The following is a 19241-nucleotide window of genomic DNA, read 5'->3' on the forward strand; positions in this document are numbered from 1 at the left end:
AGAGCGCAGCGAAGCATCTCGCTTGCGCAGCGCAACCCCATCGAATAAGTTACTCCCCCAAGCGAGATGCTTCGCTGCGCTCTGCATGACGGTCTTTTGGGCCGTTCCTTTGCCTACCATTCAATTACCTATGACGCGCCACTACCTTACCGCCATCCTCCTACTTGCCGCCGCACCGTTCGCCCAGGCCCAAACCCGCGCGCAGGACTCCGCTTTTGTGCGGCAGCATTACACTAAGCTCGACCGCCAGATAACTATGCGCGATGGGGTGAAGCTTTACACTACCATTTACGTACCTAAGGAGGCCTCGGCGGCCACGCCCTACCCGTTTTTGATGACGCGCACGCCCTACTCGGCCGGGCCGTACGGGGAGAATAAGTACCGCCAACGGGGGCCGGGACCCAGCCGGGAGTTGTCGGAAGAGAAATACATTTTTGTGTACCAGGACGTGCGCGGGCGCTACATGAGCGAGGGCCAGTTTGAGGAAATGACGCCAGCCCTGCCCGCCAGCAAAGCCCAGCCCACGGCCCACGACGAAAGCACCGACACCTACGACACCATTGAGTGGCTGCTGAAAAACGTGCCGGGCAACAACGGCCGCGTGGGCATGGTGGGCATCAGCTACCCCGGTTTCTATGCCTCGGCGGCACTCCCCAACGCCCACCCCGCCCTGAAAGCAGTATCGCCCCAGGCGCCCGTCACGGATGAATTCATCGGGGACGACGCGCGGCACAAGGGCGCGTTCTTTCTGCTCGACAACTTCAGCTTCACCAATTATTTCGACGTGCCCCGGCCCCAGCCTGTGGCCAACTACAAGCCACTGTTTGACTTCGAAACCAAGGACGCCTACAAGTTTTTCCTCGAGCTGGGCCCGCTCAAAAATGCCAACGGGCCCAAGTATTTCAACAACCGCGCCCGCATCTGGAACGAGTACCAGCAGCACGATACCTACGATGCCTACTGGCAGCAGCGCAACATTCGCCCCGCCCTCACCGGCGTGAAGCCGGCCGTGCTGGTGGTGGGCGGCTGGTTCGACGCCGAAGACCTGTACGGCGCCCTGAACACCTACAAGGTCATCGAGAAGCAGAACCCCGGCGCCACCAACCGCCTCGTGATGGGGCCCTGGACCCACGGCGCCTGGGCGCGCCCCGACTGGAGCCGCTTCGGCCCCCTCAGCTTCGGCAGCAACACCGCCGAAACCTTCCACCAAACGCTGGAAACGCCGTTTTTCAACTTCTACCTGAAAGACAAAGGCAGCTTCAACCCGGCCGAGGCCACGGTGTTCAATACCGGCACGAATGAGTGGAAAACGTATGCGGCTTGGCCGCCGGTGGCTACGGAGGCACGCACCATACTTATTCAGGAAAACGGCCACTTGGCTGTCATCGAGCCAGCAGTTGAAACCAAAGTATCCAAGGCCCTCAAGGATTCAAATAATCCGCATATCACCCGGTTGCCGACAGTCAATAAACTAGTTCCCCCAAGCCAGTACCTCAGCGACCCGGCCAACCCCGTACCCTACACCGCCGGCGTGCGCGGCGACCGCAACAACGAGTACATGATAGAAGACCAGCGCTTCGCCGCCAAGCGGCCCGATGTGCTCAGCTTCCGCACCGAGGCGCTGCCCCAGGACCTCACCGTGGCCGGCCCCATCAACGCCGATTTGTGGGTGAGCACCTCCGGCACCGACGCCGATTTTGTGGTGAAAGTCATCGATGAACTGCCCGATGGCACCCAGCGCTTGGTGCGCGCCGAGGTGATGCGTGGCCGCTTCCGCAACAGTTTCTCCAATCCTGAAGCCTTCAAGCCCAACCAGCCCACCGAGGTGAAATACGAGTTGCCCGACGTGCTCCACACCTTCCAAAAAGGGCATCGCCTCATGGTGCAGGTGCAAAGCACCTGGTTTCCGCTCGTCGACCGCAACCCGCAGACCTTTGTCAACATTGCGCAGGCCGACGCTAAGGACTTCCAGAAGGCTACCATCCGCCTCTACCACGACGCTTCGCACCCGTCGGCGCTGCGGGTGCCGGTACTGCCCTAGCAGGCCCGCGCGCAACCCCAGCCCAACCGTAGCACGTAGGAAGGCCATCATCCACCCGCTTTCCACTGCTTTATGAAACTCCTCACCTTGCTGCTCGCGCTGGGCCTCAGCACCACCGCTTTCGCCCAAACCACCCCGGCCAGCAACGCCCCAGCCGACAACAACACTAACCCCACCGCACCTTCCAACAACCAACCCCGCGTGGGCACGGCCATGGACGGCTCCAACATCGCCAACAACCGCGACGTGCTGTCGCCCGGCACCGGCACCCCCGTCCGCACCCGCACCGACGCCGAGAAACGTGCCCACCGCGAGGCCAAGCGCGCCGAAAAAGGCAAGTCGAAGATGAAGATGTAGGCCTAAGCGGCTACACCGCACCGTCTGTCGTCCTGAGCGCAGCGAAGGACCTTATCACGCCCGAACTAATTGTTCTAACTTGACAAGGTCCTTCGCTGCGCTCAGGATGACAGGCGTTTTTATTTGTACGCAGTCACGCCTAAGCCTCCACCAGCCCGCGCACAAAGGCATCGGTAAAGTCCGGCGCGAAGTGCAGCACGTTGGGCAGGTGAGCAAACTCGGCTACTTCGTGCGTGGTGGTGAGCACCATGGCCTTCATGCCCGCGTTCAGGGCCGCTTCGGCACCCTTGGGCACGTCCTCGAACACGAGGCAGTCGGCCGGCGCTGCGCCGAGTTGGGCGGCGGCTTTGAGGAATGTTTCTGGGTGGGGCTTGCTCAGCGTCACGTCGTCGGCACTCACGATAGCCTGGAAGTAGTGCCGGATGTTCAGGTTGTCGAGCACAAAATCGATGTTGAACGGAATGGCTGCCGAGCCAATGGCCATGGGAATGCCGGCCTGATAGGCGGCTTCCAGAAACTCCGGCAGTCCGGGCAGCAGGGCCAGGCTGGGCCGGTATTCCTGCTGGTAGCGCCGCTCCTTTTCCAATGAAAGGCGGTCCATCTCCTCGCTGCTGAACCGGTCGGGGCCGAACACGCGCACCAGCACCTCCTGGTTTTTGCCGTACATCTGGGGCTTCACTTGCTCGTAGGTGAATTCACCGCCAATGTCGTGGTTGAACAGGTGCTGCCAGGCGCGGGTGTGGTAGTCCATGTCGTGAATCATGGTCCCGTTGAGGTCGAAAATAAAAGCTGTCATGCTTGCGTTGATGTCTTGTGAAAAGGCCTGCAAAAATGCCAGCTCTTTGGTGTACATTAGGTATTAATTCTTTCACCTCCTTCCCGCGCCATGAATAACAAGCTGTACCTGATGGCTCTATGCGCCACGTTAGCGGGTGGTTCCTGCACCAAAAAGTCTGCCGATACGCCCGTTCCGGCACCCACACCCGTCGTGACCGGGCCCGCCATCATCGGTTCCATTCAGCCGGCCGATGCCGTTCGGGCCGTCACCTTGTCCGATAAAAACACCCACCAAGCCATTACTTACGCCGCGGTGGACGCCCAGGGCGCATATCGTTTCGATGCGGTTCCGGCCGGAGCATACGAATTGCTCTACCAGCGAAACAACAACTACATTCCGCCCCGCCAGCAAACGGCCACCGTCGTGGCCGGACAAACCACCGTCATACCGCTTCTCACTGCGGCGCGTTCCACCGCTTCCTTCACGGCCGATGGGGTGCCTTTCGCGCCTGGTTACGTCGATGTAAACATTGGTAGCCAGACCTTTTCCCTGGTTCTGAGCGAAAAACAAATCAGCCCCACTTTTTCGCTTTACCTGACCATGCCCTATTCCGTGACGGTTGGCACCTACCCCTTAAACGCAGCTCAGACCTACGCCGTTTTTGCGAACGCCAACAATGAAACCTTTGATTCTCGCCTTAATCCCGCCACGGTTCCCTCGGGCGGCACGCTCACCATCACCGCAGTCGAAAACACTGCACCCTTTCCGCGTTCCATTTCGGGTACTTACAGCTTCACGGCCACTTCCCGCGCCACGGGCGTAAGCAAATCCTTCAGCGGTACTTTCAGCAACGCTTATTTCTAAGCGAGCAACACCTACTTACCGTTCTCATAAAAACGCCCCCGCTGCTCGCTAGCAACGGGGGCGTTTCAATTATTAATAATGACCTAAACCCTACTTCGCCTCGTCGCCGAGCACGGCCACGGCTTCGGCCAGGGCAGCGTCTTTGCGCAGCGGCTTCAGGAAGCGGGCCACGCGCTTGGCAGCGGTCGAGTCGCTGGCCGGGCGGGCGTCGGCGGCCAGGGCGGCCACGTCGAGCGAGGGCAGCGCGTTCTGGGCCGTGGTTTGCTGCTTGTTAATGTCGCGGGCCTGTTGCTGCTGGGCGCGGTAAGCGGCCAGATTCAGCGAGAGGTTGGTTTTCTTGCGCTGCTCGGTGGCGCGCTGAGCGGCATCGGTAATGAGGCGGAAGCCGGGGCTGGCAGCCACGCGGGCAGCGCTGGCGGCGCGCAGCTGCTCCAGCTTCGGCACCGAGTTGGTGGGCTGGTAGGTGGCGGGCGCAATCTCGTCCCACTGCAGGGCGTAGTCGGCGTCCTTCTCGCCCTTGGCGTAGGAAGTCAGCGCGTCGGGCAGCGTAATGTCAGGCGTCACGCCCTTAAACTGCGTCGAGCCGCCGTTCACGCGGTAGAATTTCTGGATGGTGAGCTTCACCGAGCCCAGCGGCTTGAGCGCCGCCACTTCCGGCGACACGGCGTTGTCCAGGTCGAACACCTGTTGCACCGTGCCCTTGCCGTAGGTGGTGCTGCCCATCACCACGGCGCGGCCGTAGTCCTGCATGGCGGCGGCCAGAATCTCGGAGGCCGAGGCGCTGTACTTGTTCACCAGCACCACCAGCGGGCCGGCGTACTGCACCTGCGGGTCTTCGTCGGCCACGGGCTGGGGCTTGCCGCGGTTGGTTTTCACCTGCACCATGGGGCCGCTGGGCACAAACAGGCCGCCCATGTCCACGGCGTCGCGCAGCGAGCCGCCGCCGTTGTAGCGCAGGTCGAGCACCACGCCGGCCACGTTTTCCTTGGCCAGCTTGGCCAGCTCGGCCTTCACGTCGGCCCCGCTGTTGCGGCCGCCCTTGCCGCTGAAGTCGGCGTAGAAGCTGGGCAGGTGGATGTAGCCGTAGTTCTTGCCGTTTTGCTTGATGACGGCCGACTGCGCGTAGGTTTCCTCAATCACCACCACGTCGCGGATGATGGGAATCACCAGCGTTGCGCCATCGGGCTTGCGCACGGTCAGGCGCACTTCCGTGCCCTTGGGGCCGCGAATCAGCTTCACCGCCTTGTCGAAGCGCATGCCTTCCACGCTCACCGGCTCGGCGGCGCCCTGGGCCACGCGCAGGATGATGTCGCCCACTTTCAGCTCGCCCTGCCGGGCCGAGGCCGAACCGGGCGTGATGTCGGCCACCTTCAAGTGGCCCTCCTCTTCCTGCAGCAGCGCGCCGGTGCCCTCCAGCCGGCCCGACATGGCAATGTCGAAATTGTCGCGGGCAATGGGGGCAAAGTAGTCGGTGTGCGGGTCGTAGCTGTTGGCAATGGCCTCGGCAAAGTCGGCCAGCCGGTCGTTGTCGTCGATTTTCAGACGGTCGGCAAAGGCCTCGTCGTAGTACTTAAGCACGCGCTTGCGGGCCTCGGCCTCAATCTGGGCGGGCGTGCGCAGCGCGTCGGAGGTGGTGACGGGCGAGGCGCCCACCTTGGCGGCGGCCAGCGGCTTGTCCTTCTTCTTGGCCTCGTCGTCCATGATTTCCGACATGCGGGCCAGCGTCTGGTACTTCAGCATCTTGCGCCACTGCTCGCGCTGCTCGGCCGGCGTGGCGGCGTAAGCGGCCTTGGCGGGGTCGGTTTCCCAGCTTTCCTGCACCGAAAAGTCGAAGGGCTGGGCCAGAATCTGGCGGTAGAGCGCCTGGATTTCGAGCATGCGCTTGCTCAGCAACTGGCTCGTTACGTCCAGAAACTCGTGGGTGCCGCCGCGCAGCTCGTCGTCAATCTTGGTGCGGTAGGGCTGCAGGGCGGCCACTTCGGGCGCCAGCAGCAGCTGCTTGTTCACGTCGACGCGCTTGAGGTACAGGTCGTACACGCGCTGCGAAAACTGGTCGTCAATTTTCTCGGGCTGGTAGTGCAGCTGCGACAAGCCTTGCAGCATCACGCCCAGCACCACTTGGTCGCGCGGGGGCGTGCCCTGGTACACCGAAAACGACGCCAGCCCCAGCAGGGCCAGCAAGGAGGCCGAGGTCACCCCCAGCTTAATGCGGGAAAATTTCATGCGAGGAAGATGATTAGAAGTCAGGAACGGTTGCCTGGCCCGGGTTTTATACCGGCCCCGAGCGGGAAGGTTGGCCAGAACCTTGCCAAAAATTCCGTTTAAAGTCGGCAAGGTAACGGCTGGGGTTGCGGAAATCTGCACGCCGACCCACGAAAGGCTGGCTATATTTTCCACTACAATTTTTTGGCAGTTTTAGGTCAGTTTTTGCAACGTTTTTGGCGCAGTCGCAAAGTGGTCTATTGAACGTCCTGCCGAGCGCAGCGTAGCATCTCGCTTGCAGTCATTGATTAGTTGAAGCACGCAAGATGCTTCGCTGCGCGCTGCATGACGTTCTGCTACGCTTCCTGAGTACCCTCCCCTACCTCAAAAGCCCAGCGTCAGCTGCCGGCCCGCCATCGGCTGCCCCGTATTCAGGTTCGAAAGGGTGACGCCCAGCAGGCGGACGCCCTTTTCCAGCGGAAACAGCCCCTCCACCAGCTCCCGGCAGAGGCGCTCCAGCACCGCCTGACTCGGAATGGCCCCCACGCTGCTGCGGCTGCGCGTAATCTGCTGGAAGTCGGCAAATTTCACTTTCACCGTCACGGTGCGGCCCAGGATGCCGGAGCGCTGGCAATACTCCCACACCTCTTCAATGGACGGCCGCAGCCCGTCGAGCAAGTCGGTAAAAGCCGTTAAGTCCTGCGCAAACGTGGTTTCGGAACCCACCGACTTGCGCAGGCGGTCGGCCTCCACGGGTCGGTGGTCTTCGGCCCGGGCAATGGCGTGGTAGTAGCGCCCCGCTTTGCCAAAGTGCTGCTGCAAAAACTCCACCGGCTGGTCCCGCAAATCGGCCCCGGTGAAGATGCCCAGTTGGTTCATGCGCGCCGCCGTCACGGGCCCGATGCCGTGGAACTGCCCCACCGCCAGCCCTGCCACAAAGGCCAGTCCATGCTCGGGCCGCACCACAAACTGCCCGTTGGGCTTGCGGTAGTCCGACGCCAGCTTGGCCAAAAACTTATTGTAGGAAATGCCCGCCGAGGCCGTGAGCTGGGTTTCTTGCAGGATTTTAGCCCGGATTTCCCGCGCAATCTGAGTGGCCGACTCCAACTGCTTGAGGTTGTGCGTCACGTCGAGGTAGGCCTCATCCAGCGACAGCGGCTCAATCAGCGGCGTATACTCGGCAAAAATGGCCCGAATTTGCCGCGATATTTCCTTGTACACGGCAAAGCGCGGCGGCACAAACACCAGCTCCGGGCACTTGCGCAAGGCCGTCACCGACGGCATGGCCGAGCGCACTCCGTACTCCCGGGCTTCGTAGCTGGCCGCTGCCACCACGCCCCGCTCCCGGGCGCCCCCCACCGCTACGGGCCGCCCGCGCAGCTCAGGATTGTCGCGCTGCTCGACAGAAGCATAAAATGCATCCATATCTAAATGGATGATTTTGCGGATGGAATCGGGCGCCACTGTGTTTATTCTTTATTCCAACAAAGATAAATGCAGCCCCAAGAGGTCTAAATCTTTGTTTGCAGCGCTTAGAGCAGAGTTGTCATTCTCAGCCATTCGTTTTCGCACACCGGCCTGCCACATCTTAGAAGCGTCAGCTGAGCAACTTTTTCAACCATTCTCTTTTTATTCATAATTCTATTACGTATTTTTGAGTTACCAAACTATGTGGGGTGGCGGAATTGGCAGACGCGCTAGCCTATCTCGCTAGTACAATTAGAGGTTCGAGTCCTCTCTCTACAGCATAAATCCCGACTGCTCCTGCGGCCGGGATTTTTTGCTTTTGTTTGTTTCAAGCTAAGGGGGTTTTAACAGTTTAAAAGCTGACTACCAGAGCGCTTGGAATATCCAGCGAAAATAGCTACGAGTACGCTCCCTTTATTTCCGGAAACGTTTGTGAACTTTTAGAAACCCTTTTCCGGGCGCTGCAGGAGTCGTACAGCATTGGCCCGCATCGAAAACAATTACCGCTCCTTCTTGCAAATCAGCGCCCCTATTCAAATCCCTAAAACAAGGAATAATTATAAATTAGCTGACTACGGTGTGAAATAGGTTTTCTCCCCGCCCCTATTGCGTTTTCAGCTACCTGTGTAAGCAGGCTGAGACCAAGCATTTCCGCAGATTACAGCGTCTGAGGGCATATTTTTTGATTCTATAAGTTGAAACAATTGAGGTATCGATTGGCTTGGGTGAATTATACCAAACGTTTGCAAAGAATGACCGCAAACGTTTGAAGAAAACGCCGAAAACTGACTGCTACCTAAAGAATTCCCTATGCCGCCGGGGATACTTGGCTTGGCTGCTTTGGTTCAGGATGAACTACGGTTACCCAGACGCAAAAGGCTTGTATTCACACCCGTCTTCAGGAAAAGCCAGATTTTAGCCAAGCGGCTTGACCAAGGGCGGTCGGAGCGCTAAAACTGCGACCACACCACCTTACTTCTAACCCCTGGTGCTGACGTAAATTGGCCGCATGAACACTGCCTTTGCCCTGCTGGCCGCGGCGTTGCTGCTAAGCCCTGCCGCCCGCGCCCAGCAGCCCACCTCGGCCGAAGCCGAAGCTGCCAAGAAAGCGGCCGACGACGCCTACCGCCAGCGCCAGGAATACCTGCTGCACAACGACTGGGCCTACCTCGAACGCTACGCTGCCGCCAACCAGCGCCTGCCCGCGCCCCAGCCCGGGCGGCCCCGCGTGGTCATCATCGGCAATTCCATCACCGAGGGCTGGGTGAAGGCCGATTCGGCCTTTTTCCGGGGCAAAGCTTACGAATATGTGGGGCGTGGCATCAGCGGGCAAACCTCGGGCAAGATGCTGGTACGCTTCCGCGCCGATGTGCTGGACTTGCACCCGGCCGTGGTAGTCATCCTGGCCGGCACTAACGACATTGCCGAAAACAGCGGCCCCTTCAACCCACAAACCACCCTGAACAACGTTATGAGCATGTGCGAGCTGGCGCAGGCGCACGGCGTGCGGGTGGTGCTGGGCTCGATAGCACCGGCCACGGATTTTTGGTGGCGCAAGGGCCTGCACCCGGCCCCCAAAATCCTGGCCCTCAACCAGCAGCTACAGGCCTACGCCAACCGGCAGCACTTTGCCTACTACGACATGCACACCGCCCTCAAAGACGAGCAAAACGGCCTACGCAAAGCTTACGGCGAAGACGGCGTGCACCCCAACCTGGCCGGCTACCGCGTGATGGAACCCTTGCTGAACCAGGCCGTGGCCGCTGCTCTCAAAAGGAAGTAACTAGAAATGTACGCCGCTAAAAAAGCCTGCGCTGCTACACGGCGCGGGCTTTTTTACGAACGGCCGGTTTCTTCTTCGCTTTCGGCCGGGCCTTTTTGCGGCGGGGCGGCAGGCGCTCGCGCTCGGCCTTGCGCTCGGCGCGCACAAGCAGGCGCTCGGGCAGGCGGGCAATGAGGCGCTCGCGCACAAACTGCGCCAGCGCCGACAGCGGCACCACGTTGGTGGTGCGCAGGAAGCGGCCGATTTCGGCCCCGCGCAGCGTGCTGGCCCCGGCCAGGCCCCGCGCCAGCAAAAACTGCTTCACTTCTTCCAGCAAAATCAGTCGGGACAGGGGCGCAGGGGCCACCGTAGCGTTGTAAGCCGCGGCTCGGTGCAGGCGCAGGCCCTCGGCCGAGGCCACTTGCACGCCCACCCACTCCGGCAGCAGCGGCAGGAGCTTGGTCAGGTGCTTTTCCGTCACGACGAAGGTGACGAAGTCGTAGACCTCGCCGTAGCAGCGCAGCTGGTTGGCCACGCGCTGCAGGGTGTCGCCGTCGCCCTTCACCTCGTAGCCGTGCATGAAGTGCTCGGTGATGTGCACCACGTCGGCCCGCGTGGTGCCGGTGGGCAACTCGTTGATGTGCACACCGCCCGCTAGCAATGGGTAGAGCAGGGCACGGATTTCCGGGTCGTTCATGGCAACCCCAAAAGTAACGCTCCATCCCTGCTTTGCAGGTTTCGAACCAGCAAAAAAATACTTGCCGAGGTGGCATTTTGGTACGCTGGCGGAGCGCCTTTGCAGGGTCCAGCCTTACCCACGAGGTTGCTTTTGCAAAAGCGGGCAGGGAAGCAAAAAGTAAGCTGGCACAATACCCCTGCCGGCGGGAAGCCGTAAAGCGCTGGCCAGGTCGTGGCCTCACCTACCCTACTCCCTCCATGAAAATAAACAAGAAGCTTATTACTTATCTGGTGTCGTTTGCGGCCTTTTTTGGGCCGTTTACGCAGTCCATCTATACGCCGCTGCTGCCCCAGGTGAAGCAGCAGTTTCAGGCCTCGGAATACCTGGTCAACCTCACCATTTCCATTTTCACGGTGGTAATGGCCCTGATGCAGGTGGTGTATGGCCCGCTGGTCGACAATGTGGGCCGCAAGAAGATGCTGCTGCCGGGCGTGCTGCTGTACGTGCTGGCCTCGGTGGGTGCCGCCTATGCCACTACCATGCCGGTGCTGCTGGCCCTGCGGGTGTTGCAGGCCGGTGGCATTGCAGTGGGGTCGGTGGTGGCCACTACGGTTATTGGCGACTTGTTTGGGGGCGCCGAGCGGGGCCGGGCCATGGGCACGTTTCAGATGCTGGTGGCGCTGGGGCCGGCGGTGGGACCGGTGATAGGCGGGTTTGTGGGGCAGTATTTTGGCTTACGTGGGGTGTTCTGGGTGCTGGCTTCGGCTGGCTTGCTGCTGCTCCTGCTGAGTTGGGTGTACGTAGTGGAAACGCGGCCCGAGGCGCCGGGGCGGCGGTTCAGCCTGCGCGATTTCGGAGCCATTCTGGCGCAGCCGGTGGGGCGGGCCGTCATCGCGCTGGGCTTCTTTCAGTACTTCACGTTCTACACGTTTCTGGTGTTTTTGCCGGCCTTGCTGGTGGCCTATTATCAGCTGACGCCCAGCCAGAACGGGCTGGCTTTCTTGCCGCTGTCGCTGGGCGTGGTGCTGGGCAGCCTGGTGGGCGGCCGGGTGCAGGAGCGGTTTTCGGCCCGGCAATTTCTGGTGGTGGCGGCTTCGCTGAACGTGGGGGCTACGCTGGCTTTTGCGGCGGCGGTACCGGTGGGGCTGCCGGTGCTGCTGGCGTGCATGGCGCTGTTTGGGCTGTGCCTGGGACTGTCGCTGCCGGTCCAAACCACGCTGCTGGCCAACGACTTTCCGCAGAACCGGGCCACGGCCATGGGCCTCTACAATTTCTTCCGCTTTCTGGGCATGGCGGCCGGGCCCATGGTGGGCACGTTCTTTTATCACTTAGGCAACCGGTTGGAGTTTGTGGTGGCGGCGGCCGTGTTTGCCGTGGCGGTGCTTTTCGCGGCCCGGCAGTTTCGGCAGCCCACCTTATCCGCCACCTGATGCCTCCTGGCGGCCAGAGCCGCAAGGTCCGGCAGTATTATTCTGCCGCCGAGCGCCCACGGCTGAGCCTGCTTCGGGAAACCTTCACAATAAGCAAACCCAAGCCTAACAGTAGCCACTGGCGCCATTCTTTACTTCGCCCTTTGTGCTGTACCTTGCCCCAAGCCCCGTTTTCGGGTGGGTGCCCCGCCGCGGGGCCGCCAACCTTTACCTGCCTCGGCAGTTGAGACGAAAACGGGCCCGCTGCCTGTGGTTTGCCAGCTTCAACTTATTCTTCTGCATGTCCCGCAAAAAGGCCTTGTTTCTCATCGGCTCGCCCAATCAAACCACGCAGATGCACCAGATTGCGCAGCTGCTGGAAGACGAGTTCGAGCCATATTTCAGCCAGCTTTACTACGACGGCTGGCAGCGCAAATTCTACGAGTTTCTGGTCTGGACGGGCGGGCTCGACAAAACCATCGTCACCGGCAAAATCAAGCAGAAAGCCGACAAGTACCTGGCCGAGCACAACCTGAAAAACGACTTTGAGGCCCGCGTCTACGGCAACACCTACGACCTCATCGTATGCTGCTCCGACGTGATTGTGCCCTGGCCCCTGGTTAGAAGCACCAAAACCGTGTTTGTGCAGGAGGGCATGACCGACCCGCTCAACCTTTGGGCCCGCATGGTGAAGCGCTTCACGCGCTACCCCATCCTGGCCATCGGCACGGCCCTCAATGGCATGAACAACTGCTGCGACATCTACTGCGTGGCCTCGAAAGGCTACGCCGAGCACTTCGCCCGCGTGGGCGTGGATGCCGACAAGCTGCTGGTGACGGGCATTCCCAACTTCGACAACATCGAGCAGGTGCGCCACAACGACTTCCCGCACCGTGGCTACGTGCTGGTGGCCACTTCGGACCTACGCGAAACCTTCACGCCCGAAAACCGGCCCAAGTTCATCCGGGAGTGCGTGCGCATTGCCAACGGCCGTCCGCTGGCCTTCAAGCTGCACCCCAACGAAACCCTGCCCCGGGCGGTGGACGAAATCCGGGCCAACGCCCCGGCCGATACCCTCATTTTCACCGAAGGCAACACCGACCACATGATTGCCAACTGCGTGGAGCTCATCACCCAATACTCCACCGTGGTCTACGTGGGTCTGGCGCTGGGCAAGCCGGTGCACTCCTATTTCGACGTGGACGACCTCAAGCGCAAGCTGCCCTGGCAGAACGGCGGCACCTCGGCCCGGCGCATTGCGGCGGTGTGCCGGGAGTTCAGCCACTTCGAAGGCAGCGGACCGGCCTTCCTGAAGCAGTACGACCCGGAAACCTTCGCCCAAACCGAGCCGGTGGGCGGCCCGCTGGCCGTGCACTAGCGCATTTTTTGTTGTTCGCTGTAAGGGAGATACCGTTTATTTCAGGGCATTTTCCTAATATTTAAGAGTATTCCGGGCCGGTCTTCGACTTCCGGATATTGCCAACCGCCCCCTATGGCCGTTCCCAAGATTCTGACCGTTGTGCAGGCCCGCATGGGCTCCTCGCGCCTGCCGGGCAAGGTGCTGCTGCCGCTGGCGGGCCAGCCACTGCTGGTGCGCATGGTGGAGCGGGTGCAGCGCGCCCCGCTGGCCGGCACCGTGGTAGTAGCCACCACCACTGACCCCGCCGATGACGCCATTGCGGAACTGTGCGCCACCCACGGCCTGAACTGCTTCCGTGGCGACGCGCTGGACCTGCTGGACCGCCACTACCAAGCCGCCCGCCACTACGCTGCCGATGTGGTGCTGAAAATCCCCTCCGACTGCCCGCTCATCGACCCAGCCATCATTGATGAAGTGGTGCGTTTCTACCTCGACTTCGCCGAGCGTTACGACTTCGTGAGCAACCTGCACCCTGCCACCTTCCCCGATGGCAACGACGTGGAGGTAATGCCCTTCGCGCTGTTGGAAACAGCTTGGCGCGAGGCGAAGCGGCCGCTGGAGCGCGAGCACACCACGCCCTTTTTCTGGGAAAATCCCGAGCGGTTTGCCATCGGCAACGTGACCTGGGACACTTGCAAGGACTTTTCGATGAGCCACCGCTGGACCATCGACTACCCCGAAGACTATCAATTCATCAGCGCCGTTTATGACGCGCTGTACCACCAAAACCCTGCTTTCGGCATCAACGACATCCTACGCCTGACCGCGGAGCGGCCCGACATTGCCCAACTCAATGCCCACCTGGCCGGCGTGAACTGGTACCGCAACCACCTTGACGAACTTAAAACTGTGGATTCGTCGCAAACCAAAACTGGTTTTTAGTTTTTGGTTGCTTGTTTTTGGCTTCTGAAAACAAGCAACCAAAAACCAACGACCAAAAACGAAAAACCAAGCCCTTCATGACCTCAGAGAACCAACAGAAACTAGAAAAAATGGCCCTGAAGGTGCGCGAGCACATCGTGCGCCTGAGCACCGACGGCGGCTGCTTCACCGGCGCCTCGCTGAGCTGCGCCGATTTGCTGGTGTACCTCTACAGCGAGCTGCTGAACGTGCGGCCCGACAACCTGCAGGACCCCAACCGTGACTACCTGTTTCTGAGCAAGGGCCACGACGTGCCGGCCCTCTACGGCACCTTCGTGGAGCTGGGCTTTATCGACAAAGCGCGCCTCGACCAGCACCTGAGCACCGACGACCACATCTACTGGCACCCCAACCGCAACGTACCGGGCGTGGAGTTCCATTCGGGCTCGCTGGGCCACCTGCCCAGTGTGGCCCTGGGCGTGGCCATGGATTGCAAGATGCGGGGCCAGGACAATAAAATCATTGTCATCACCGGCGACGGCGAGCTGAACGAGGGCACCGTGTGGGAAAGCCTGCTGGTAGCCAGCGCCCACAAAATCAACAACCTCACGCTGGTAGTCGACCGCAACCACTTCCAGGCCAACGTGGCCACCGAAGACCTGATTCCGCTGGAACCCATGGCGCCCAAGTTCGAAGCCTTTGGCTGCGAAGTGCGCCGCATCGACGGCCACGATTTCGCGCAGCTGGAAGACGCCTTCGCCGCCCTCCCCTTCTCCGACTCGAAGCCCTCAGTCATCATCTGCGACACGGTGCGCGGCCGCGGCCTGCCCAGCATCGAAGCCCGCGCCGACCGTTGGTTCTGCAACTTCTCGGCGGACGAGATTGAAGAGTTGTTGAAGGAGCTGCACAGCCAGGTAGCCACCACGCTCACGAGCGAAACGCTGACGGTACGATAATACTCAAGCACGTCATGCAGAGCGCAGCGAAGCATCTCGCTTGTGGCAGTAATCAATAATGAATGCAACGAAGCCCGCGAGATGCTTCGCTGCGCTCTGCATGACCGTTTGACAACTCAGGCAAACCAGACTATGAACTACGAAGAATTAATCAAGCAAACTGCCCTCGCCGATGAGCGCATCGTGGTGATGACGGCCGAAAACCGCGCCCTCATCCGCAACCTGCCCGCCGTGCTCGGCCCCCGCTTCATCGACACGGGCATCACCGAACAAACGCTCATCGGCGCCGCTGCCGGGCTGGCCCTGCGCGGCCGGGTGCCGGTGGTGCACGCGCTGGCCACCTTCCTCACGCTGCGGGCGTTCGAATTCATCCGCACCGATGTGGGCATTGGCAAGCTGCCGGTGAAGCTCAGCGGCTTCGTGCCCGGCTTTCTATCCGATGGCAACGGACCCACGCACCAAGCCATTGAGGACGTGAGCCTCATGCGCGGCATTCCGGGCATGACGGTTTTCGCCCCGGCCGACGAGGCCGACATGGTGGCCATGCTGCCCGCCATCTGGGCCTCGCCCCAGCCGGCCTACCTGCGCGTGAACACCCGGCCCGGCACCTACGAGCATGCCCCGTTTGAAATCGGCAAAGCCGAAATTGTGGCAGAGGGCACCGATATCACCATCATCACCTACGGCATGCTCTTCGAGCAAACGCTGGTGGCCCGCGAGCTGCTGCAGGCCCAAGGCAAGTCGGTGGGCCTCATCAACCTGCGCAGCCTCAAGCCCATCGACGAGGCGGCCCTGCTCGACGTAGTGCGCCGCGGCTCGCTCATCGTCACGGTGGAGGACCATTTCATCACCGGCGGCTTGTATTCCATTCTGGCCGAAATCCTGCTGCGCCACCAGCTCACGGCCCGCGTGCTGCCGCTGGCACTGGAGGAACGTTGGTACCGCCCCGGCTGCCTGAGCGCGGTGCTGGAATACGAAGGCTTCACCGGCCACCACATTGCCCGTCGCATCACGGAGCACCTGGGCGAGTCGGCCCAGGCCATTGCCGAAGGCCCGGCCGTGCTCGAAAACGAGTTTGCGGAGTAACTAAATCGCCTGTCATGCTGACGAAGGAAGCATCTTATCACGTTGGCTTTCGTCAGAATCACTAACACATGCGGCAAGGACGTGATAAGGTCCTTCGCTGCGCTCAGGATGACACAAAACCCCATGCCCAACACCGTTTCTTCTAACGAAAACTATCCCGACATCTCGAAGTCGGACGAGCTCTACGCCCGCGCCCAGCGCATCATGACGCCCGTGACCCAGACCCTTGCCAAGGGCCCGGGCCAGTACACCAAAGGCGTGAGCCCCAAGTATGTGAAGCGTGCCAAAGGCTCCCACATCTGGGACGCGGATGGCAACGAGTACATTGATTTCCAGATGGGTATTGGCCCCATCTCGCTGGGCTATGCTTACCCGAAAGTTGACGAAGCCATCAAAGCCCAGCTCGAAGACGGCATCACCTTCTCGATGATGCACGAGCTGGAAGTGGAGCTGGCTGAGCTGATTCACGAGATTATTCCGAACGCCGAGAGCATCCGCATCAGCAAGACCGGGGCCGACGTGTGCTCGGCGGCGGTGCGCGTGTCGCGGGCCTTCACGGGGCGCAACAAGGTGCTGTGCTGCGGCTACCACGGCTGGCACGACTGGTACATCGGCACCACCAGCCGCGACAAGGGCATCCCGCAGGAAAGCAAGGACCTGGTGGCCGCTTTCGAGTACAACAACATCGATTCGCTGAAAGCGCTGCTCGATGACGACGTGGCCTGCGTCATCCTGGAGCCCTTCATTTTCGACGCGCCCAAGGACAACTTCCTGCACGAAGTGGCCCGCCTGTGCCAAGAGAACGGCACGCTACTGATTTTTGACGAAATGTGGACCGGCTTCCGCGTGGCCGTGGGCGGGGCGCAGGAGTACTTCGGCATCACGCCCGATTTGGCGGTGTATTCCAAGGCTTTCGCCAACGGCATGCCCATCGCGCTGCTCACCGGCCGGCGCGACGTGATGCAACTCTTTGAGCAGGACGTGTTTTTCTTCACCACCTTCGGCGGCGAAGCGCTGAGCCTAGCCGCGGCCGTGGCCACCATTACGGAGATGCGCGAGAAGAACGTGCCCGCCCGCCTCGCCGAGCAGGGCAAGAAGCTCAAGGACGGCTACAACGAAATTGCCACCGGGCTGGGCATCGGCCAATACACCAAGTGCTACGGCTACGACTGCCGCACCATCGTAACCTTCGACCCTTCGGCCGGCAACGGCATGGAGATTAAGGCTTTCGTGCAGCAGGAAATGTTTAAGCGCGGCATCATGTGGGGCGGCTTCCACAACATGTGCTTCTCGCACACGGATGAGGACGTGGCCTACACCCTGTCGGCTTACCGCGAAGTGCTGCCGCTGCTCAAAGAAGCCATCAAAGCCGGCGACGTGGCCTCGCGCCTGCTGGGCGAGCCGGTGGAAGCCGTATTCCGCAAAGTAACCAACGCCGCGCCGGTCAAAGCCAAGTAACGTAGATGAGCTTATTTGATTTGACTGGCAAAACTGCCATCGTCACGGGCGCCTGCGGACTCATCGGCCGCAAGCATTGCGAGGCGCTGGCCCAGGCCGGCGCCAACGTGGTGGTGGCCGACCTCAACGCCGAAGCTTGCGCCGCTGTAGCTGCGGAGCTTCCCGGTGGCATTCACCTGCCGCTGGCCGTGAACGTGACCGACCCGGCTTCGCTGGCCTCGGCGCGCGACCAGATTCTGGCCCAATTCGGCCACATCGACGTGCTGGTGAACAACGCGGCCATCAACGACATGTTTGAGAACCCGGCCCTGGCGGCCGACCTCAGCAAGTTCGAGAACTTCCCATTGGCCACGTTTCAGCAAGTGCTGGAGGTGAACGTGACGGGGGTGTTTCTGGCGGCACAGGTGTTTGGCACGCCCATGGCGCAGCAGGGCCACGGCTCCATCATTAACGTGGCCAGCACCTACGGCCTCGTGGGCCCCGACCAGAGCATCTACCGCAACGAGGCCGGCGAGCAAACCTTTTACAAATCGCCCTCCTACCCCATGACCAAGGGCGCGGTGGTGAACTTCACCCGCTACCTGGCCGCCTACTGGGGCAAGGACGGCGTGCGCGTAAACACCCTCTCGCCGGGCGGCGTCGAGAACAGCCAGGACGAGTTTTTCATCAAGCAATACAGCGCCAAAACGCCGCTGGGCCGCATGGCAGCCGCTACTGATTACCAGGGCGCGGTGGTCTTTCTGGCCTCCGATGCGTCGGCCTACATGACCGGGGCCAACCTGGTGGTAGATGGCGGCTGGACGGCTATTTAATCCAACACTTTTTTCAGCTGTCAATCGATCGGCTGCCTGTGTTTTTTCTTACTGATTACCAACTTAACGCTTCATCTTATGCAAGCTGTTGAAATTCGCAAAAACCGATTCATTGGCGCGGGCCACCCGGCCTACATCATTGCCGAAATCGGCATCAACCACAATGGCTCGCTCGACCTGGCCAAGCAGCTCATTTCAGAAGCCGCCAAGGCCGGCTGCGATGCCGTGAAGTTTCAGAAGCGCACGCCCGAGCTGTGCGTGCCCAAAGACCAGTGGGAAAAGCAGCGCGACACCCCCTGGGGCCGCATGAGCTACATCGATTACAAACGCAAAACCGAGTTCGGCCAGGTCGAATACACGGCCATCGACGACTATTGCCGCGCACTGGGCATCGATTGGTTTGCCTCGTGCTGGGACGAGCCGTCGGTAGATTTCATGGAGCAATTTGAGCCCGTGATGTACAAAATGGCCTCGGCCTCGCTTACCGACAAGCCCCTGCTCGACCGCGTGCGCGCCACCGGCCGCCCGCTGATGCTGAGCACCGGCATGAGCACCCTGGACGAAATCCACCAGGCCGTGAAGTGGGTAGGGCTCGACAAGCTCATGATTGCGCACTCCACTTCCTCCTACCCCTGCCCGCCGGCCGAGCTGAACCTGCGCATGGTGCCCGTGCTGCAAGGCATGTTCCCGAACACGCCCATCGGCTACTCAGGCCACGAAACCGGCCTGGCCACCACCGTGGCCGCCGTGACGCTGGGCGCCTCCTTCGTGGAGCGCCACTTCACCCTCGACCGCGCCATGTGGGGCTCCGACCACGCCGCCTCCGTTGAGCCCGGTGGCATGGCCAAGCTCGTGCGCGACATCCGCGACGTAGAAGAGGGCCTCGGCGACGGCGTGAAGCGCGTGTACGACTCCGAGTTGGAGCCCCGTGCCCGCCTGCGCCGCGAGCTGACGCCGAACAACGCGTAAGCAGTTCGGGTTAGTAACACTGAGCTGATTATAGAACGTCATGCCGAGCGTAGCCGAGGCATCTTGCGTGCCGTAGTAAATCCTAACAATTGGTTTACTGCTGCACGCGAGATACTTCGA

16 protein-coding genes and 1 tRNA gene are annotated in these 19241 nt (G+C 61.1%); 13 read left to right on the plus strand and 4 right to left on the minus strand.

Features of this window, described 5'->3' with window-relative positions; translation table 11 throughout:
- Nucleotides 1-130 precede the first annotated feature (130 nt).
- A complete protein-coding gene (locus tag I2I01_RS03965; RefSeq protein ID WP_196285113.1) occupies nt 131-2041 on the plus strand; it encodes a CocE/NonD family hydrolase in 1911 nt (636 codons plus the stop codon).
- Between the two features lie 72 nt (nt 2042-2113).
- Nucleotides 2114-2398, plus strand: coding sequence for a hypothetical protein (locus tag I2I01_RS03970; RefSeq protein ID WP_196285114.1), 285 nt, complete (start codon nt 2114-2116; stop codon nt 2396-2398).
- Between the two features lie 139 nt (nt 2399-2537).
- On the opposite strand, the gene I2I01_RS03975 is transcribed toward I2I01_RS03970, so the two are convergent.
- A complete protein-coding gene (locus I2I01_RS03975) occupies nt 2538-3194 on the minus strand; it encodes an HAD family hydrolase (RefSeq protein ID WP_196285115.1) in 657 nt (218 codons plus the stop codon).
- Between the two features lie 90 nt (nt 3195-3284).
- On the opposite strand from I2I01_RS03975, the gene I2I01_RS03980 reads away from it, so the two are divergent.
- Entirely contained in the window at nt 3285-4040 is a 756-nt protein-coding gene (locus tag I2I01_RS03980; RefSeq protein ID WP_196285116.1) for a DUF6252 family protein, read from the plus strand.
- 90 nt (nt 4041-4130) lie between these two features.
- On the opposite strand, the gene I2I01_RS03985 is transcribed toward I2I01_RS03980, so the two are convergent.
- A complete protein-coding gene (locus tag I2I01_RS03985) occupies nt 4131-6263 on the minus strand; it encodes a carboxy terminal-processing peptidase (RefSeq protein ID WP_196285117.1) in 2133 nt (710 codons plus the stop codon).
- A gap of 363 nt (nt 6264-6626) precedes the next feature.
- Nucleotides 6627-7706 (minus strand): DNA polymerase IV, encoded by a 1080-nt coding sequence (gene dinB, locus I2I01_RS03990; protein WP_196285118.1) that lies wholly within the window; start codon nt 7704-7706, stop codon nt 6627-6629.
- A gap of 206 nt (nt 7707-7912) precedes the next feature.
- Between dinB and I2I01_RS03995 the strand changes: the two genes are divergently transcribed.
- Together I2I01_RS03995 and I2I01_RS04000 are read left to right on the plus strand one after the other, a co-directional pair.
- Nucleotides 7913-7988, plus strand: a tRNA-Asp gene (locus I2I01_RS03995).
- Nucleotides 7989-8718: 730 nt separating this feature from the next.
- Nucleotides 8719-9492, plus strand: coding sequence for a GDSL-type esterase/lipase family protein (locus I2I01_RS04000; protein ID WP_196285119.1), 774 nt, complete (start codon nt 8719-8721; stop codon nt 9490-9492).
- 34 nt (nt 9493-9526) lie between these two features.
- Here I2I01_RS04000 and I2I01_RS04005 read toward each other — a convergent pair whose 3' ends face one another.
- Nucleotides 9527-10168, minus strand: a complete 642-nt coding sequence (locus I2I01_RS04005) for a sce7726 family protein (RefSeq protein WP_196285120.1) — start codon at nt 10166-10168, stop codon at nt 9527-9529.
- A 239-nt stretch (nt 10169-10407) separates the two neighbouring features.
- Here I2I01_RS04005 and I2I01_RS04010 point away from each other — a divergent pair, with 239 nt between their 5' ends.
- The 8 genes from I2I01_RS04010 (at nt 10408) to I2I01_RS04045 (ending at nt 19121) form a co-directional block, all read left to right on the plus strand.
- Nucleotides 10408-11580 carry an MFS transporter gene (locus I2I01_RS04010; RefSeq protein ID WP_211537804.1) on the plus strand — a complete coding sequence of 391 codons (1173 nt, stop codon included), beginning with the start codon at nt 10408-10410 and terminating at the stop codon, nt 11578-11580.
- A 280-nt stretch (nt 11581-11860) separates the two neighbouring features.
- The gene (locus I2I01_RS04015) at nt 11861-12937 is read left to right on the plus strand and encodes a glycosyltransferase family protein (RefSeq protein ID WP_196285121.1); all 1077 of its coding nucleotides are present in this window, start codon (nt 11861-11863) and stop codon (nt 12935-12937) included.
- 114 nt (nt 12938-13051) lie between these two features.
- On the plus strand, nt 13052-13861 hold the full coding sequence (locus tag I2I01_RS04020) for a cytidylyltransferase domain-containing protein (protein ID WP_196285122.1): 810 nt from the start codon (nt 13052-13054) through the stop codon (nt 13859-13861).
- 77 nt (nt 13862-13938) lie between these two features.
- Complete coding sequence (locus I2I01_RS04025; protein WP_196285123.1) at nt 13939-14796, plus strand: transketolase; 858 nt, start codon at nt 13939-13941, stop codon at nt 14794-14796.
- A 132-nt stretch (nt 14797-14928) separates the two neighbouring features.
- Entirely contained in the window at nt 14929-15882 is a 954-nt protein-coding gene (locus tag I2I01_RS04030) for a transketolase family protein (RefSeq protein WP_196285124.1), read from the plus strand.
- Between the two features lie 108 nt (nt 15883-15990).
- Nucleotides 15991-17340, plus strand: a complete 1350-nt coding sequence (locus I2I01_RS04035) for an aminotransferase class III-fold pyridoxal phosphate-dependent enzyme (protein ID WP_230678864.1) — start codon at nt 15991-15993, stop codon at nt 17338-17340.
- A 20-nt stretch (nt 17341-17360) separates the two neighbouring features.
- The gene (locus I2I01_RS04040) at nt 17361-18152 is read left to right on the plus strand and encodes an SDR family oxidoreductase (protein WP_211537805.1); all 792 of its coding nucleotides are present in this window, start codon (nt 17361-17363) and stop codon (nt 18150-18152) included.
- 78 nt (nt 18153-18230) lie between these two features.
- Nucleotides 18231-19121: an N-acetylneuraminate synthase family protein gene (locus I2I01_RS04045; RefSeq protein ID WP_196285126.1), complete on the plus strand. Its 891-nt coding sequence runs from the start codon at nt 18231-18233 to the stop codon at nt 19119-19121.
- Nucleotides 19122-19241: the final 120 nt, after the last annotated feature.

Source organism: Hymenobacter properus (assembly GCF_015694735.1).
Taxonomy (GTDB): Bacteria; Bacteroidota; Bacteroidia; order Cytophagales; family Hymenobacteraceae; genus Hymenobacter; species Hymenobacter properus.

What these genes read in the sequence shown, in the direction of transcription:
- I2I01_RS03965 (WP_196285113.1), top strand. Translation starts at nt 131, where the DNA reads ATGACGCGCCACTACCTTACCGCCATCCTCCTACTTGCCGCCGCACCG.
- I2I01_RS03970 (WP_196285114.1), top strand. Translation starts at nt 2,114, where the DNA reads ATGAAACTCCTCACCTTGCTGCTCGCGCTGGGCCTCAGCACCACCGCT.
- I2I01_RS03975 (WP_196285115.1), bottom strand. Translation starts at nt 3,194, where the DNA reads ATGACAGCTTTTATTTTCGACCTCAACGGGACCATGATTCACGACATG.
- I2I01_RS03980 (WP_196285116.1), top strand. Translation starts at nt 3,285, where the DNA reads ATGAATAACAAGCTGTACCTGATGGCTCTATGCGCCACGTTAGCGGGT.
- I2I01_RS03985 (WP_196285117.1), bottom strand. Translation starts at nt 6,263, where the DNA reads ATGAAATTTTCCCGCATTAAGCTGGGGGTGACCTCGGCCTCCTTGCTG.
- I2I01_RS04000 (WP_196285119.1), top strand. Translation starts at nt 8,719, where the DNA reads ATGAACACTGCCTTTGCCCTGCTGGCCGCGGCGTTGCTGCTAAGCCCT.
- I2I01_RS04005 (WP_196285120.1), bottom strand. Translation starts at nt 10,168, where the DNA reads ATGAACGACCCGGAAATCCGTGCCCTGCTCTACCCATTGCTAGCGGGC.
- I2I01_RS04010 (WP_211537804.1), top strand. Translation starts at nt 10,408, where the DNA reads ATGAAAATAAACAAGAAGCTTATTACTTATCTGGTGTCGTTTGCGGCC.
- I2I01_RS04015 (WP_196285121.1), top strand. Translation starts at nt 11,861, where the DNA reads ATGTCCCGCAAAAAGGCCTTGTTTCTCATCGGCTCGCCCAATCAAACC.
- I2I01_RS04020 (WP_196285122.1), top strand. Translation starts at nt 13,052, where the DNA reads ATGGCCGTTCCCAAGATTCTGACCGTTGTGCAGGCCCGCATGGGCTCC.
- I2I01_RS04025 (WP_196285123.1), top strand. Translation starts at nt 13,939, where the DNA reads ATGACCTCAGAGAACCAACAGAAACTAGAAAAAATGGCCCTGAAGGTG.
- I2I01_RS04030 (WP_196285124.1), top strand. Translation starts at nt 14,929, where the DNA reads ATGAACTACGAAGAATTAATCAAGCAAACTGCCCTCGCCGATGAGCGC.
- I2I01_RS04035 (WP_230678864.1), top strand. Translation starts at nt 15,991, where the DNA reads ATGACACAAAACCCCATGCCCAACACCGTTTCTTCTAACGAAAACTAT.
- I2I01_RS04045 (WP_196285126.1), top strand. Translation starts at nt 18,231, where the DNA reads ATGCAAGCTGTTGAAATTCGCAAAAACCGATTCATTGGCGCGGGCCAC.